Origin of the sequence: Acinetobacter sp. WU_MDCI_Abxd143 (assembly GCF_025514195.1) — a bacterium.
Lineage (GTDB): Bacteria > Pseudomonadota > Gammaproteobacteria > Pseudomonadales > Moraxellaceae > Acinetobacter > Acinetobacter pittii_H.
This window is the reverse complement of record NZ_JAHPTH010000011.1, coordinates 75401-89789: the sequence shown is the minus strand read 5'-3', so window position 1 is coordinate 89789 and position 14389 is coordinate 75401. Positions and strand designations below refer to the sequence as shown.

The following is a 14389-nucleotide window of genomic DNA, read 5'->3' as shown; positions in this document are numbered from 1 at the left end:
AGAATTTTAAAAATGATTAAATCGATTATTTCAGGTTGCGCGGTTCTCACACTTTCGGCTTTGGCGGTCACGCATGCAGAATTTTCTTTTGAACAAGAATTACAACAAGGCTGTAATAAAGTGAAGCAATACGCGAGCTTAGGTAAGAAAAACTACGACCAAAAACAATATAAAAAAGCGCTCGAAAATTTCCAGAACCAAGCCTCTTGGACAGCATTTTGTAAAGCCAATGCAGACGAAACCACAGTTAAATTTACCGACCGAGATATTGAAGTTGCCAACAATAATGTGGGCTTAGCCTATGCCAAATTAGGCCAGCCACTTTGGGCGAGAGCATGGTTTATGCTCGATGAAAAATCAAAATCTAGCCAGTTTAATCTTAAACAGTTACCTGCACCTAAAGCATCAAATGATTTGTCAGGTGAGTACGTCCGTTACTCTGGTTTTGGTGAGTGGGATCACATCACGGTAAGCCGTAAGCAGGGCCAATATGCAGTTAGCTATGCCGGTTTATATATGGGACTTCGAAGCTTGATCTATGGCCCAAATATGGGTGAGTTTGACACTAAAATGCCGACTAATAAAAAGCAAACGGTTTATAAAAATGAAGACTGCCGAATTCAGCTCGACTTTAAAACCAACGCGAAATTAGGTAACTATATTCAAGTTAAACAAAGCGAAGGCGAGTCGGGTTGTGGCTTTGGACATAACGTCTATGCAGATGGAACGTATTTAAAAGTTGAGTCTGGGAAATAAGACCAAACATATAGGAACTAAATAATGAAAAATATATTTGCGCCTTTACTACTTCTTTCGACGGTTATTTTTTCTGCTCACATTTATGCAGAGCCAACTAGCACATGCAAAGAAGTGAAATTCCAAAAGGCCGATCAAACTTGGAGTGGGCACTATTATCTAAATGGTGTGATGGAAGTGGGTTCGGAACTTTTACTTCAACCAGACGGCAAGTTTCAATGGATGCTCGCTGTTGGCGCTTTAGATCAATATGCCGAAGGCACATGGTGGAAAAATGGAGACTGTATTGGTTTAAAACCAGAGGCTAAATTTAAAAAGGATTTAAGCATTTTCCCTGAAAGCCTAACGATTTCGGATAAATCCTTAGATGCGATCTGGGAAGGTGGACGCCAGCAGGGCACATATAGCAAAAATTAAATTAAAAAGTCCGACACAGAGTCGGACTTTTTTTATAGCTTCGTTTTTAATGATTTACCGCAGCAAGTTGCTGAGCGTTATAGCGTGCGCCCATGTTTGGATATCTCGCAATAATCGCGTCGATTTCTGCCAAATCTGCCGCTGTTAAATGAAGGTCTACAGCACCTGCATTTTCCACAAGTCGCTCGATTTTACGTGTACCCGGAATTGGAATAATGTCGTCACCTTGCGCCAAAATCCAAGCCAAAGCCAGTTGAGCCGCTGTTGTGTTTTTGCTTTGAGCAAAGTCGCTAAATGCTTGCGCCAAGCTTTGGTTATTTTTCCAGTTATCGCCTTGATAGCGTGGCAATTGACGACGGAAATCGTTTTCGTCTAGGCTACCCACATCAAGCGTATTGGTGATTAAACCACGTGACAGCGGTGAATACGGCACAAGGCTAATGCCTAACTCGCGAATGGTTTGCAAATGGGTTTGCTCAAACTCACGGGTAAGTAGCGAATATTCATGTTGAACTGCTGTAATTGGGTGAATCGCATTTGCTTTACGAATAGTTTCAGCCGACGCTTCACTGAGTCCTAGGTAACGAACTTTACCTTGTTTGACCAAGTCAGCCATTGCGCCAATGGTGTCTTCAACTGGAACATTTGGGTCTATGCGGTGCGCATAATACAAATCAATTACGTCTGTATTTAAGCGTCTTAAACTGTTTTCGACCGCAACTTTAATCCACTCAGGAGAACCGTCGATATAAGACTCTAAAGAGTTTTTCGGGTTAAGGTTGTCTTCTTTATAGCGAAAGCCAAATTTGGTCGCCAAAAATACTTTGTCGCGGTGTTTTTCTAAAACTTTTGAGAGTAAAACTTCATTTGCGCCGTTGCCGTACATGTCGGCAGTGTCCCAAAAGTTAATGCCGAGGTCTAATGCCTTTTCTAGAGTTGCAATGCTTTGTGTGTCATCTGAGGCACCATAGGCAAAGCTCATTCCCATGCAACCTAAACCAAGTGCTGATACTTTTTCGCCTGTTTGTCCTAAAGTTCTATATTTCATTTTTCACACTCTTTTTGCAAAATCACTTGAGTAGAAAAACTATAAAATGCTTTGGTTCAAACTGACGTATAACATTCAAACCAATAATTATAAAATTCAAACAATCTGTTTTTAGGCCACACAGTCTTCACGGAATTTTTTAGGTGAAAAGCCAGTATTTTTCTTAAAGAAATTGGTGAAATACGCTGAATATTCAAAGCCTAAGCTATAGGCAATTTCGGAAATATTCCAACTGGTGTGCTGTAGCAGCGCTTTGGCTTCTTGCGTAATGCGCGAGCTAATATGTTCAGAGGTGGTTTTACCTGTGGCTTCTTTTACAGCCCGGTTTAAATGGTTTACATGTACCGACAAACCATAGGCATAGTCATTTGCTGTTTTGAGTTTCAGCTGAAAATGGGGCGAGTCGATGGGGAACTGGCGTTCTAATAATTCAAAGAATAAATGGCAAATCCGAACCGCCGCATTGCTATGTTTTTCAAACTGTTGGGTCGGTTGCATTTTCATGGCTTCATGCACAATCAGGTGCAAATAGTTTCTTAAAACGTTGTATTTATGAATATAGTCTGAATTTATTTCAGTCATCATCTTTTTGAAAATAAATGAAATTTCTTCAACTTGTTGATCATTTAAAAAATACAGCGGGTCGCCGTCGACTTTAAACAGCGGTGAGTCTTTTAAAAAACTTTGTCTTGATTCTTGGTTTACAAACTCTTCGGTAAATAGACAAAACCAGCCTGCCTGTTCAGGCGAATTAATTTCCCATGCATAGGGAACCATTGGGTTTGAAAACAGTAAAGCAGGGCGGTCGACTCGTATCCAGCGGTTGGCGTAGTGAAGTTCACCTGTGCCTAAAACCAGTGAAATTTTATAATAATCACGGCGGCTATAAGGTGTGAGGAACGAGCAGGCATCGCGTTGGAACACGTTAAAATGACCAAACGAAGTGGATGGAACCGAGTAATCGCTATCTCTGGTTAAAGAAAAGCGGCGATAAAAATCATGTATGGTTTCCATGTCTTTGCCTGCATGCGTTATCAATTTATTTAAAGTTATAAAATTCAAACTTTATTTACTGTAGCTTTTATTTATAGCGTGATCAATCAGGTCATTTCAGCAGTTTTGAAAATGAATGATAAATTAACAATGAAAAAATGAGCCAATAGAAATAAAAATATTTTATAAATTAATAATATATGAGCGTTGACACTTAAAAACTTGAGAATTATTCTTTGTCTGCAAACTACTCTAGGGTAGAACGATAAGGGGACACCTTCGAGTGTGCTGGTGCTGTACCCAGTCTGCTAACCCCTTTCGTTTTGCCACCATTCTATGGTAGAGCGATAAGGGGACACTTTCGAGTGTACTGGTTCTGTGTGTCCAGTCTGCTAACCTCTTTTCGTTCTGCCACCAATTTTACTATTATGATGATATCATTAAATTTAAGTTGAAGGTCTTTTTAGCTTAAATATCTAATTGAATAAACAACAATAATTATTTAACCAATTTCTATTCAACCTTACATTGACACTCCAAAACACGCGGATTATCCTTTGCCTGCTGGCCACATTGCCAGTCGATTTTGACAGATCGATATAACACACAAGACATCAAAAAGTTCTCTTTTTGGTGGCGAACTCGTTCGTCCCCCTTCGTAGCGGTAGGGCGAGGGAGGGACGCCTTGTGCGTGCTGATTCTTGTGTGTCAGTCTGTCAACCTTCTCTCGTTCTACCACCATCATTTGACAGTGATCGGGTAGAACTCCTTTACACACAAGGAGTCCGCACATGCGCACTATTTCATCTCTCTCATTGGCAACCATTGCCAAAATCTTTGACTCTATACCCAACTGGTCTTTAAAACGGTTTAACCGACTCTAGGTTTTAAGCCATAGGTCATTACGACTAAAAAATCATAGCAACAATAAAACCTGAGATAGGCGAGCACACCTTTTTGTGCGGCTTTTGCATGCCTGTTTTTAGCGCTCAATTTAAGAGTGACGGCATTCCTATCTCTTTTATTTACAACAAAAAATTATTTTAAACGGTATACATGAAAAATTTAGAAGCTTCCTTTCGAGCGACGCGAGCGCTATACACAGCAGCAGAGTTATTTAAACAACATGGCTTCAACAAGGTCGGGGTGGACCGAATTGTTCGCGAGGCCAAAATGACTAAAGCCACCTTTTACAACTACTTTCACTCCAAAGAAAGACTGATTGAAATGTGTTTGTTGGTTCAAAAGGAACAGTTAAAAGAAAAAGTGCGGGCGGTAAGCGAGGCTCGCCAATATCCAGATTTGGTTCATCAACTCAGGCAAATTTACCTTTTACATGCTGACCTAAAAGGTGCCTATTACCTTTTGTTTAAAGCGATTTTTGAAATTAAAAAGCTTTATCCAAATGCCTATCAAACTGCACTCAGATATAGGCGCTGGCTTAAAAATGAAATTTTTTGGGTACTGAGGGAATCTAAAAAAAGAGCCACATATGAAGAGTCTGATATTTTTGTATTTATGATTGATGGCGCGATTTTTGGACTTTTATGTTCAGATCAGGCAAAGGACAGAGATACATTGCTTGAGTATTTTTTAAGGCGGGTTTGATGGAGGGAAGGCCCGACGGGAGTTGGGCTTTAGCGTAATTAAAAAGAAATTTTAAATAGCAAACAGATTAAAGATAAATATTTTCGCTATACGAGAGGTTATTATTTAATTCATTAAATTTAAATAGCTCTCATATATTATTGATTAATTATAAAGGTTAGAAAAAACTATTTTATTTAAGGTTAGACATGAATAACTTCAAAATTCTTTTCATTACTATAGGACTAATGTTTTCAATGAATTTATTTGCTAATCCAATGTTCTCAGATGACCTATTAAAGAGAGCTACAAATGGCGATACATCAGCTCAACTAGAGTTAGCAGATGTTTATATATATGGATGGGGTATCGAAGAGAATGAAACTCAAGCGGAATACTGGGCAACTAAATCAGCCGAAAGCGGTAATGTAAAAGCAATGCAATGGCTCGGTGAGGGATATGCGACTTACGCTGGTCTTGTTGGAGATATGGATCCAACAGATGCTGATGAACATTATAAAAAAGCTTTTAAGTGGTTTTCCAAAGGAACTCAACTAAATGATGCAGATTGTATGGTTGGTTTAGCTAACTTATATAGTAACGGTGACGGAGTTGAGAAGGATACTAAAAAAGCCTTAGAGCTACGTAAAAAAGCTGCTGCTCTTGGTAATAAAGAGGCTATGAGAGATATTGCCTTTATGTATAAATATGGATTGGGCGTAGAGAAAAATTTAGAGACTGCAAAATTTTGGAGTGAGAAAGGAAAGATTTAATAGTTTTATATTTTATATCGAGTTCCATTTTATTTGAGAATGGAAAGACCTAAATCTCTAGTTTTAGGTCTTTAAAAAGGAAAGTTTCTAATGAAGCATAAATTAATAATTATTTTTTCAATTATTTTTGTACTTATAGGTTGTGGAAAGAAATATAAAATTTCTCCTGAGAGTTTACCTGTCGCTCATATTAATCAAGAATACCAACAAATTATTAAGATTTCTGGAGGAAAGGTTATAGATAAATACGCTGAATTAGAAACAAATATTCCAGAAAATCTAGGCGTTACCGTTAAACCTGTTGATGACTTGGATGGATATAATGTTATACAAATCAAAGGAACCCCTAAACACAAAGGAGAATATAGAATTCATATAAGAGCTGATTTCTATGCAGGTGGTGGTGCTGAAATTGACAAGACATATAGCTTTATTGTTCAGGATTAAAAATTATCGCAGAGTCGGGAAATAGCAAAGTAGAGAAGTTGGTAATGACGGTAAAATTTAAACAATATTTCCTAATCTTTATTTTTGGATTATTACTTTCCGCTTGTCAGCCAACATCAGAACATAATGAGAATTTGACTTTGAATCAGCAAGCCTACACTTTGCATATGGGTGAACAAGGTATTCAAGATTTTTCAAAATATAGTGATGGCAATGTAGATAATCATCCAGCTGGTGTTAGCTTTAGAGAACTTCAATTTTCTCCTCCTAATTTAGGAAAATTAATTATAGATAATGGTCCTAACAGTTTGTTAATAGAGCATGTTTTCTCTGTACTAGGTACTCAATATGACAAAAATGAAGGGATCCAAGTTTTAGATATTGATGCTGGCCTCACAAAAGAAGAATTTGCTACCCCAGAGCAGGTTTATCAAAGCTATGTAGCTTTAATGAAACGTATTAATCAGGCTGGTTGGAAAAACTATTTCTTTACAGATGCTCCGCGTATCGCTAAAGAAGATAATATTAAGCATCTATCGAAAAGTCGTGATGTCATTGACCCGAGTTATATTTTTAGCTTTGAGGAGTGGAAAAATATAATAAACAACAGCCCGACAAAATCATTGGGTTATAGGTTGTATGCTAATGGGGTTATTTTAGATATCAGTTTAAAAAGAACAGCTAAGAATGAGCGGAATGAAGAATAATATATGCTTAGATTTAGCTTTCAGAGTGTGCGATACAATGAAAGAGACTCAATTCCTGACTCTGATAAAATGACATCTAGTGAATTCGAGCAAGCGTTTAAAAAAAGATTAATTGAAAATAAAAAATATCGGGAAAAGGAAGAAAGAAAAGCTAAGGCTGAGGGTTATCATATCGATGAAGAATATATAGATCCTGATGTTTGGCCTTATGTTAAGTAATTAATTTTTAAGTTTAAAATAATGAAAAGGCTTAAATTTAAGCCTTTTCGAATAACTCTAATTACCGCTCATTTAAAACCAACTGTTTAATCTTAACTGCCTTCTCGAAGTGATCTAGCTTGTGTACCATAATCCACCAATGCGCTGCTTCCATCAGTAACTCAGGGTTATCATTCTTATTTTTAAAAAAAGCATAAAAAGATAGACCGACATTGTCTCCCTTCTTTTCAATTTTCTCGTCGCATCCCTTAATAAAAATTTCTCTTAATTCATTTCTCATATTTAGTATCACTTCAAGTCTATAAAATTAAGAATTCATATTCCGCTCGCCCCAATCACACATCATATCTAACAAAGGAATTAAAGATTGTCCTTTTTCTGAAAGTCGATACTCAACCTTTGGCGGAATTTGAGGATATTCCTTGCGTGTAATCAGTCCATCTCTTTCCAATTCTTTAAGTGTATTGCTGAGTGTTCTAAACGAAATATTACCAATGCAGCGTTGCATCTCATTAAAACGCATGACATTTTTTTCATACAGCCAGTACATAATAATCATTTTATATTTGCCATTAATTAAAGAAAGAGTGTATCCAAAACCTGTTTCTTCTAATGGCGTATGTGATGGAACGCATTCAGTCATTTTTAAAATCCACACTATATTTTAGTATAGTATATAACACAAATTACCGTACTTATATTTAGGAAAGCACACTTCTATAATCGATTTATCAACTTTTCGATAAGAGTGTTTTCATAATGAAAAAGACATTAGTCATTGTTACTCATCCCCACATAGACCAGTCTGTTGTAAATAAAAGATGGGTAGAGGAACTAGAAAAACACCCAGACCAATTTACAGTTCACCAAATTTATCAAGCCTACCCAGATGGGGTGATTGATGTTGCCAAAGAGCAAGCGCTGGTCGAAGAACACGAAAATTTAGTTTTTCAATTTCCAGTGTATTGGTTTAACTGCCCGCCGCTTCTGAAACAATGGCTTGATGAAGTTTTGACTTATGGTTGGGCGTATGGTTCAACAGGTGACAAGCTTAAAAATAAGAAATTTATGTTGGCTGTGTCTGCTGGTGTAAAAGAAAAAGTTTATTCAGAGTATGGTGAATATAAGCTTTCTTTAGAGCAGATTTTTACTCCATTTAAGCTAACAGCTTTATATATTGGAGCGGACTATCAACCACTTCATGCATTTTATGGTTTAGATACCAATCCATCAGAAGATGATGATATTCCGACGCACCAAGATATAGAAAATAATGCGATTGAGTATGTTCAGAAGTTATTAGCGTTGTCTGAGTAATTTTTAAGGTAGGGAGGCCTAAGCGTGAGAGTTTGGGTCTTTTAAAAGTGAAAAATAGTTTTGCTATCTTTCTGATTTTCGATAAGTCATTTGCAAAAATCAAATTTGTCTATAAGTTGAAAATACAATAATACGTCTTTGGAAAAAATTATGAATATCGCGCCTTTTCCATTTCAAATTACAAACTGGGAAGAAATTGAAGTCACTGAATATAGCGGTGAAACTGGAAAAGCTTATTGGAAAACTCAATTTTTTGGTGAAGAAACAAATAAAATTAGAGTAAGACTTGTCGAGTACTCAGCAAACTACTTGGCTGACCATTGGTGTGAAAAAGGGCACATACTATTTTGCCTAGAAGGTGAGCTAGAAAGTAGATTGAAAGACGGACGAACATTTACTTTAACGTCAGGCATGAGTTATCAAGTAGGAGATAATTCAGAGCCACACCAGTCTTTTAGCCTGAATGGTGCGAAGTTACTTATTGTTGATTAGATTGTCTTTATTTAGATTTATTAAAAAAGTGCAATAAAAAAGACCTAAATCAAAACGATTTAGGTCTTTTTTGAATTCTGGCGGTGAGAGAGGGAATCACATTTTTTGATTAATATATTGATAATATTTAAATAAAATATAAATAGTCTTATTTGATCCCCCAATCGTCCCCCAGTTAGAAAAAGCTGAATTCAATGAAATGAATTTTCTCAATTGATTGGCAGAAAGATGACAGCAAACTTTCGTTGTCCTTCATAGTACATCAATTTCTATTCTATCTAAATACAACCATTATACGTTAAAAGCTTCCTGTTTGATTAGCTGTTCACTACGACTAATGCCCAACCGATTTGCAATGCCTTGCCATTTTTTTACCGCCAATAATACTTCATCATAAATCTGAGTCGCTTCCTCTTGAGATAAGCGGAAAAAATCAATCACCTCAAATGCCAAGTTGTAATCAAGTGCATTAGCTGTATCTGTAATATTAAGGTGTAAACCTTGGTTCCCTACAATAGGGTTAAGATCATATGCAGGTGATAACTTCCATCCTTTATCAGTTAATAAGAAGCCATGATTTCTTAAATGGTCATCTGTATTTGATATTGCAATATTAAAGATGATCCTGCGCCATAATTGAGCTAGATCATTTTTTGTTTGTGATCCGTTATTGGTTAGAAACTCGGCTATTTCAAGATAACTTGCCCCCTCTGAATGTTCTCCATCGTAGTACCCTAGTTGAGTCATGGCTGATGAGAAATGTATTCGCTCAGTTCCTTGGCGGTCAAATCGTTTGGTGAGAAAAGTATGATGTTCTGAAGAGAATCGGCGTATTTCACTTGGGAACATTTCTACTCCAGCTAATCGAGCCAACTCATAACAGATGAACTCCCAAGCCCCTACATCGAATGTATCTTTCTGATTAGGAAATTTGGCGATCCAGAGATGTCCTTGCTCATCAGTCACGCAAGCTTTAGGTCTAGCACCACCTAAAGAAGAACCAGGGGAAATTAATAATTTAAGCCAGTGATAATATTCTTCACTGTCAATGTTCTCATCTTTCTCAATTTGGATTGCGGCATATTCTAGTTCACGTAATGAAGTCATTGGAGGAGCTGCAAACTCGTCATTGTCATCTAAGAAATTATCAGACTCTGCTGTTTTAAAACGAATTCCTCCCATGCGAAAAGAATCATGCACGCCCAGTAAATAGTCCAATTCCGTGAGTCTGGCACTTGAACGTAAACCTTTGTAATGTTCTATTGCCGCATGGCGTTGCATCAGAATTCGTCCCCAACGGTCAGGGGCTGAGTCTAAGAAGCTACGAAAATTCTTATCTGGAAGGTCGTTATAAAGTTCACCACGATGAAGTGTTAAGAATGGATCAAGTTGAAGACGATATTCTGACTTCAAGAATGAGCGATCATAAGCAAAACTAAATACACCGCCACGACTTGTCTCAGCAAACATTAATTGCCCTGTAAGTAATGGTGAATCAATAGGTAACCAAGAAGCATAAACATCTACTATATTTCGGGTCATTTTGAACCTTCTAATAATTTAATATTTTGCAGTTTAATTCCCACTTCGTCATGGGCTGCTAATTTGGCAAAATTATCTTCCATACCTAACACTCCCATCACTTTGATATATGTACCGATTGCTACACTGGGATCTCCAGCAAAAACTTTATTTATAGTTTTATTATCAAATCCAGTACGGTCGCAGATCATTTGTTTAGTCCAACCACGACGCTTAACAGCGAGTAATAGATCTTCCCCGAAAGTGGTCAATGCCTTACGCTGTTTGGGGAACAAAATTTTATATAGATCTCTTTTCGGCATAAATCCTCCTGAAATAGGACTATATTCCTAGATTTTACATATAAATGGGAATATATTCCCATTTTTGTTGTGAGTCAACTGTTAATCTTCTAAGGTGGCTTGAACTAATTTTGGTACTCTTAAATGCCATTCTCTCCAGTCAAGGCTTGTCCTGACTGGAGTTGTTTTAATGCTGTTTCAAAGTCAAAGTCAAAGTCAAAGTCAAAGTCAAAGGCTGTTGTTATAGTGGCGTCATTCATGTTTTTAACAGTTTAAGGAAATGACACAGCTTTTTGAACACTACCCACTATTAAGTAATTTTGTTAGAACTAAATTTAATGTGGGATTATTCTTTAAAAGTATCATTCAGCGCTTTTTGCACAGCATCGACTCTTGTTTTACAAGCTTTATAGGCAGACATTGATTCTTCAACAATCTTCATAAGGTTATCAATATCTGGTTCATCTTGATCTTCTAACAACGTTGCATTTTTCTTTAGTAATTCATAACCTTCTTTAAAACTTAACTCTTTCTTAGTCATTGTTAGTCACCTTATTTACATCGGCATGAATAAAGCCATCTTGCATTTCAATTGAAACGGTTGCTCCGACTTGTTGAACAGAACGAATTGCTTTGTTATCGTTTGAATGACGCGGACATTGACCACAGTGATGATCAGGCGACCAAAGCAGGTTGGATACAGGCGAGTCTTGAGAAGATTAAGAGTACGCCTTTTGCGCTAGAGCCTAAGCACCTGACACACTAGATGTACCCGAAAAGGGGCTAGTGAGACTAACGGACACGTTAGCTGGTGGATATGCGATGCAATTGATCTAAATTAATTTCAAAGCACCAGAACCGGCTCAGTTGTGCCCAAAGCGGATGTTCGCAAAAAATAATCTTCTCTTGATACCGCAGATTAAAGTGGATGTTCGATATGGCCTTTTAAAGGTAGAAAACTTAGTATTTAGACGCCTACCTTCTAGAGAAATAACGCAAATGAATAAAATGCTACCATCAACTTAAAATCATGATATGTCACGGCAAACTTCACACTTTCTAACTGTTGGCATAAACAACATACCATCCATCTACTGAAGTAGAAATTTTTTGAAATGTGCCGATGGTGTATTTTCAAGCATATTGCCACGACAAATAACGTAAAGATTTTTGTAGGGGGTGATCCCTTCAATTTTAACGCTTCTTAGTCGACCACTCTCGCACTCATCGACCACAGACGAAGAGATCACCAATGAAATACCCAAGCCTGCCTGTACTGCCCGTTTAACCGCCTCTGTGCTTCCAAGCTGCATAGATACACCAATAGAATCTGCCACGCTTCCGAAAAAATGCTGTAACAGACGCCCTGTGCCGCTACTTGTTTCTCCCCCCAGCAATTTCTCTCCCTTCAGCCAATCTAATGGAATACTCGCCAATTTGGCCCACGGATGCTCCACCGGCACAATCAAAGCTAGTGCTTCACTTCGCCAAACGCATGCATCAAATCCCTCTCGTTGATCCCACCATTCCATAATGGCCACATCGACTTCAAAGTTTTCCAGTTTTTTCACAATGGTAAGATTATCGCCAATGACTACATCAAAATTGCAAGTTGCTGTTTTCTTGAACCGCCTCAAGTGCGGTGGCAATACATAGATGCCGATATTCGAGCTCGCGCCTATTACAAGACGATTTGTGTCGAATAATGCGCACGCTCTGGATCCGGTGCGCACTAGGTTTTCCGCATAAGGCAAAAACACTTTGCCTTCCTCTGTGAGCGTACAACCTGCGTTGTTTCGCACAATCAGATTGACACTCAGCGACTCTTCTAGGCGCCTAACATGCTGAGTCACAGCTGACTGTGAGAGCCCTGTGTGCTTGGCTGCTTCACGAAAGCCACCCCGATTCACGACAGCCAGAAAAGTAACTACGCGTTCAAGATTGATCAATTAACGCCTTCCAAAATTGGATTATTGATAGCATCGGATGGCCTTTGGCCGGTCAGTGCCTGTAAGATATTATTGGCTGCTAGTTGCTCGATTTCGAAACGCACGTCGTCGACCGCAGACCCCAAATGTGGGGTGAAAAATGTTTGCGCTGTATTGGTCAGTAACTCCTGCGGAATAGCTGTTGGCCTATCAACACGGATCCACTCTTCCAATTCGAAAACATCTGCCGCATAACCCGCCAATTTTCCAGATTCAAGTGCTTCGGCAACAGCTAATTCATCGACAACTGAACCACGACACGCATTGATCAAGTAGCTTCCTGTGCGCATTGTGCCAATTGTTTCTGCATTCAATAAGTGCAAAGTTTGCGGCGTCATTGGCAGCATAGGTACAACAAAGTCACTGCTACTTAATAATTCATCGAGACTCACCTGTCGTGCATTCCAGGCCTTTTCCTGCTCTTGATTCAAGGCGATGTCATCGCAATAAAGCACCCGCATATCAAAACTCGATAAGCGCTTCGCAATCGCTCGCCCGACCGCACCCATACCGATGATTCCGAGTGTGCGTCCTGTTAAACCCGTTCCGTATAGTTCCGGTCTCCACCCGTTAAATCCGTGAGTTCGGATACGGCGATCCCCCTCGGCCAGATGGCGAGTCAGGCCAAGAAGCAATCCAATTGTCAGCTCCGCCGTTGGGATGGTCAGAAGGTCCGGCACGATGCTGAACCAAATACCACGGCGGGTACAAGCATCGACATCAAAGTTGTCATAGCCTTTGAGTGCTGCACTTACAATCTTCAATTTAGGGCAGGACGCAAGAAAATCATCATCGATACTGTCAGGCATGAATACCATCAGTGCGTCAGCATCCTTTGCTCTCTCCAGCAATTCTGCGCGCGACATAGTATCGCGGGTCATGTTGGGAACGACATCCGCAACAGATTGTAAATAATCGATAATTTCAGGATGAACCCAGTGGGTAAGAACTATTTTTTGTTTCATGTGGACCCTCATGTGTATACCGGATTTTTTATATGGGTTAGCTACTTGAACTTGCGACGCAAGAATGAACTGAATGTATCAACTAGCGTCACCATCCCAAGAATGACCAGCAATATCGCGGATACTTCTTGGTATTGCATAAGACGCAGCGATCCTATCAACTCGAAACCTATACCGCCGGCACCGACCATTCCCATCACCGTTGAGGCGCGAAAATTGTATTCCCACCGATAAATCGCGGTGTCGGCCATTTGCGGTAATACTTGCGGAAAAATGCCATGAAATATCACTTGTAGCGGGCTGCAACCTGCGGCCTGCGCAGCTTCAACTGGTGCTTGATCTGTATGCTCAATCGCTTCCGCAAAAAACTTAGCGATCATGCCGATTGAGTGCAGGCCTAATGCCAACACACCCGGCAGTGCACCAAAGCCGACAGCTGCCACGAAAACTATACCCATAATAAGCTCAGGAACAGATCTCAACACATTTAACAGAGCACGCGCAGCCTGATAGACCGCTGGATGTGGACTGGTATTGCGTGCAGCCAAAATACCCAAGGGCACGGACAAAAGCACAGCGATGGCGGTTCCAGCAATACTCATGGCTAAGGTATCGAGCACTGGCTTGACCCATGCTCTCCACTCACTAAAGTTGGGAGGGAACATCTCACCAATGAGACTAACAAGACTTGGCACGCCTTCGCCTAAACGCTCACCATCAAATAGACCAACGTAATACCAACATCCGACGACAATAGCTAAAATCAATATCACATACCTAACTACTCGATTCCAGCTTTGGCGCTGCTCTGACAATATGGCTTCGAAGTTCGTATTCATTGTAGAGACCTCAAAAAA

At 39.2% G+C, this 14389-nt stretch carries 18 protein-coding genes and 1 pseudogene; 9 read left to right on the top strand and 10 right to left on the bottom strand.

The window, feature by feature from the left end; translation table 11 throughout:
• Nucleotides 1-12: 12 nt before the first annotated feature.
• A complete protein-coding gene (locus KTI79_RS16065) occupies nt 13-756 on the top strand; it encodes a hypothetical protein (RefSeq protein WP_086264752.1) in 744 nt (247 codons plus the stop codon).
• Between the two features lie 24 nt (nt 757-780).
• The gene (locus KTI79_RS16060; RefSeq protein ID WP_086264753.1) at nt 781-1173 is read left to right on the top strand and encodes a hypothetical protein; all 393 of its coding nucleotides are present in this window, start codon (nt 781-783) and stop codon (nt 1171-1173) included.
• 46 nt (nt 1174-1219) lie between these two features.
• Here the strand turns inward: KTI79_RS16060 and KTI79_RS16055 are convergent, their stop codons facing one another.
• Together KTI79_RS16055 and KTI79_RS16050 are read right to left on the bottom strand one after the other, a co-directional pair.
• The gene (locus KTI79_RS16055) at nt 1220-2221 is read right to left on the bottom strand and encodes an aldo/keto reductase (protein ID WP_086264754.1); all 1002 of its coding nucleotides are present in this window, start codon (nt 2219-2221) and stop codon (nt 1220-1222) included.
• Between the two features lie 111 nt (nt 2222-2332).
• Complete coding sequence (locus KTI79_RS16050; RefSeq protein ID WP_002052189.1) at nt 2333-3235, bottom strand: helix-turn-helix domain-containing protein; 903 nt, start codon at nt 3233-3235, stop codon at nt 2333-2335.
• Between the two features lie 1035 nt (nt 3236-4270).
• Here KTI79_RS16050 and KTI79_RS16045 point away from each other — a divergent pair.
• The 4 genes and pseudogenes from KTI79_RS16045 (at nt 4271) to KTI79_RS16030 (ending at nt 6947) form a co-directional block, all read left to right on the top strand.
• Complete coding sequence (locus KTI79_RS16045; RefSeq protein ID WP_086264755.1) at nt 4271-4822, top strand: TetR/AcrR family transcriptional regulator; 552 nt, start codon at nt 4271-4273, stop codon at nt 4820-4822.
• A 188-nt stretch (nt 4823-5010) separates the two neighbouring features.
• Nucleotides 5011-5574 carry a tetratricopeptide repeat protein gene (locus tag KTI79_RS16040; protein WP_086264756.1) on the top strand — a complete coding sequence of 188 codons (564 nt, stop codon included), beginning with the start codon at nt 5011-5013 and terminating at the stop codon, nt 5572-5574.
• 90 nt (nt 5575-5664) lie between these two features.
• Nucleotides 5665-6021 carry a hypothetical protein gene (locus tag KTI79_RS16035; RefSeq protein WP_086264757.1) on the top strand — a complete coding sequence of 119 codons (357 nt, stop codon included), beginning with the start codon at nt 5665-5667 and terminating at the stop codon, nt 6019-6021.
• A gap of 44 nt (nt 6022-6065) precedes the next feature.
• Nucleotides 6066-6947: pseudogene (locus KTI79_RS16030) on the top strand (hypothetical protein).
• Between the two features lie 61 nt (nt 6948-7008).
• Here KTI79_RS16030 and KTI79_RS16025 read toward each other — a convergent pair.
• Nucleotides 7009-7227: a DUF6500 family protein gene (locus KTI79_RS16025; RefSeq protein WP_086264758.1), complete on the bottom strand. Its 219-nt coding sequence runs from the start codon at nt 7225-7227 to the stop codon at nt 7009-7011.
• A gap of 27 nt (nt 7228-7254) precedes the next feature.
• On the bottom strand, nt 7255-7590 hold the full coding sequence (locus KTI79_RS16020; protein ID WP_086264759.1) for a winged helix-turn-helix transcriptional regulator: 336 nt from the start codon (nt 7588-7590) through the stop codon (nt 7255-7257).
• Between the two features lie 116 nt (nt 7591-7706).
• On the opposite strand from KTI79_RS16020, the gene KTI79_RS16015 reads away from it, so the two are divergent.
• The gene (locus tag KTI79_RS16015; RefSeq protein WP_068613980.1) at nt 7707-8264 is read left to right on the top strand and encodes an NAD(P)H-dependent oxidoreductase; all 558 of its coding nucleotides are present in this window, start codon (nt 7707-7709) and stop codon (nt 8262-8264) included.
• A 150-nt stretch (nt 8265-8414) separates the two neighbouring features.
• The gene (locus KTI79_RS16010) at nt 8415-8756 is read left to right on the top strand and encodes a DHCW motif cupin fold protein (protein WP_001017481.1); all 342 of its coding nucleotides are present in this window, start codon (nt 8415-8417) and stop codon (nt 8754-8756) included.
• A 291-nt stretch (nt 8757-9047) separates the two neighbouring features.
• On the opposite strand, the gene KTI79_RS16005 is transcribed toward KTI79_RS16010, so the two are convergent.
• The 3 genes from KTI79_RS16005 to xseB all read right to left on the bottom strand — a co-directional run bounded on the left by KTI79_RS16005 (nt 9048) and on the right by xseB (nt 11120).
• The gene (locus tag KTI79_RS16005; protein ID WP_086376055.1) at nt 9048-10298 is read right to left on the bottom strand and encodes a type II toxin-antitoxin system HipA family toxin; all 1251 of its coding nucleotides are present in this window, start codon (nt 10296-10298) and stop codon (nt 9048-9050) included.
• Nucleotides 10295-10600, bottom strand: a complete 306-nt coding sequence (locus tag KTI79_RS16000; RefSeq protein WP_046812872.1) for a hypothetical protein — start codon at nt 10598-10600, stop codon at nt 10295-10297. The genes KTI79_RS16005 and KTI79_RS16000 overlap by 4 nt, the downstream gene beginning before the upstream one ends.
• A 325-nt stretch (nt 10601-10925) precedes the next feature.
• The gene (xseB, locus tag KTI79_RS15995; protein ID WP_086376056.1) at nt 10926-11120 is read right to left on the bottom strand and encodes an exodeoxyribonuclease VII small subunit; all 195 of its coding nucleotides are present in this window, start codon (nt 11118-11120) and stop codon (nt 10926-10928) included.
• A 51-nt stretch (nt 11121-11171) separates the two neighbouring features.
• Between xseB and KTI79_RS15990 the strand changes: the two genes are divergently transcribed.
• A complete protein-coding gene (locus KTI79_RS15990; protein ID WP_171304911.1) occupies nt 11172-11345 on the top strand; it encodes a hypothetical protein in 174 nt (57 codons plus the stop codon).
• Nucleotides 11346-11670: 325 nt separating this feature from the next.
• Here KTI79_RS15990 and KTI79_RS15985 read toward each other — a convergent pair whose 3' ends face one another.
• Genes KTI79_RS15985 through phnE form a run of 3 tightly spaced genes read right to left on the bottom strand, consistent with a single transcriptional unit; the run spans nt 11671 to nt 14371 of the window.
• Nucleotides 11671-12528: a LysR family transcriptional regulator gene (locus KTI79_RS15985; protein ID WP_086376057.1), complete on the bottom strand. Its 858-nt coding sequence runs from the start codon at nt 12526-12528 to the stop codon at nt 11671-11673.
• Nucleotides 12525-13532 carry a phosphonate dehydrogenase gene (locus KTI79_RS15980; RefSeq protein WP_005071472.1) on the bottom strand — a complete coding sequence of 336 codons (1008 nt, stop codon included), beginning with the start codon at nt 13530-13532 and terminating at the stop codon, nt 12525-12527. Before KTI79_RS15980 ends, KTI79_RS15985 begins: the two co-directional genes overlap by 4 nt.
• A gap of 41 nt (nt 13533-13573) precedes the next feature.
• Nucleotides 13574-14371: a phosphonate ABC transporter, permease protein PhnE gene (phnE, locus tag KTI79_RS15975; protein WP_004757464.1), complete on the bottom strand. Its 798-nt coding sequence runs from the start codon at nt 14369-14371 to the stop codon at nt 13574-13576.
• Nucleotides 14372-14389: the final 18 nt, after the last annotated feature.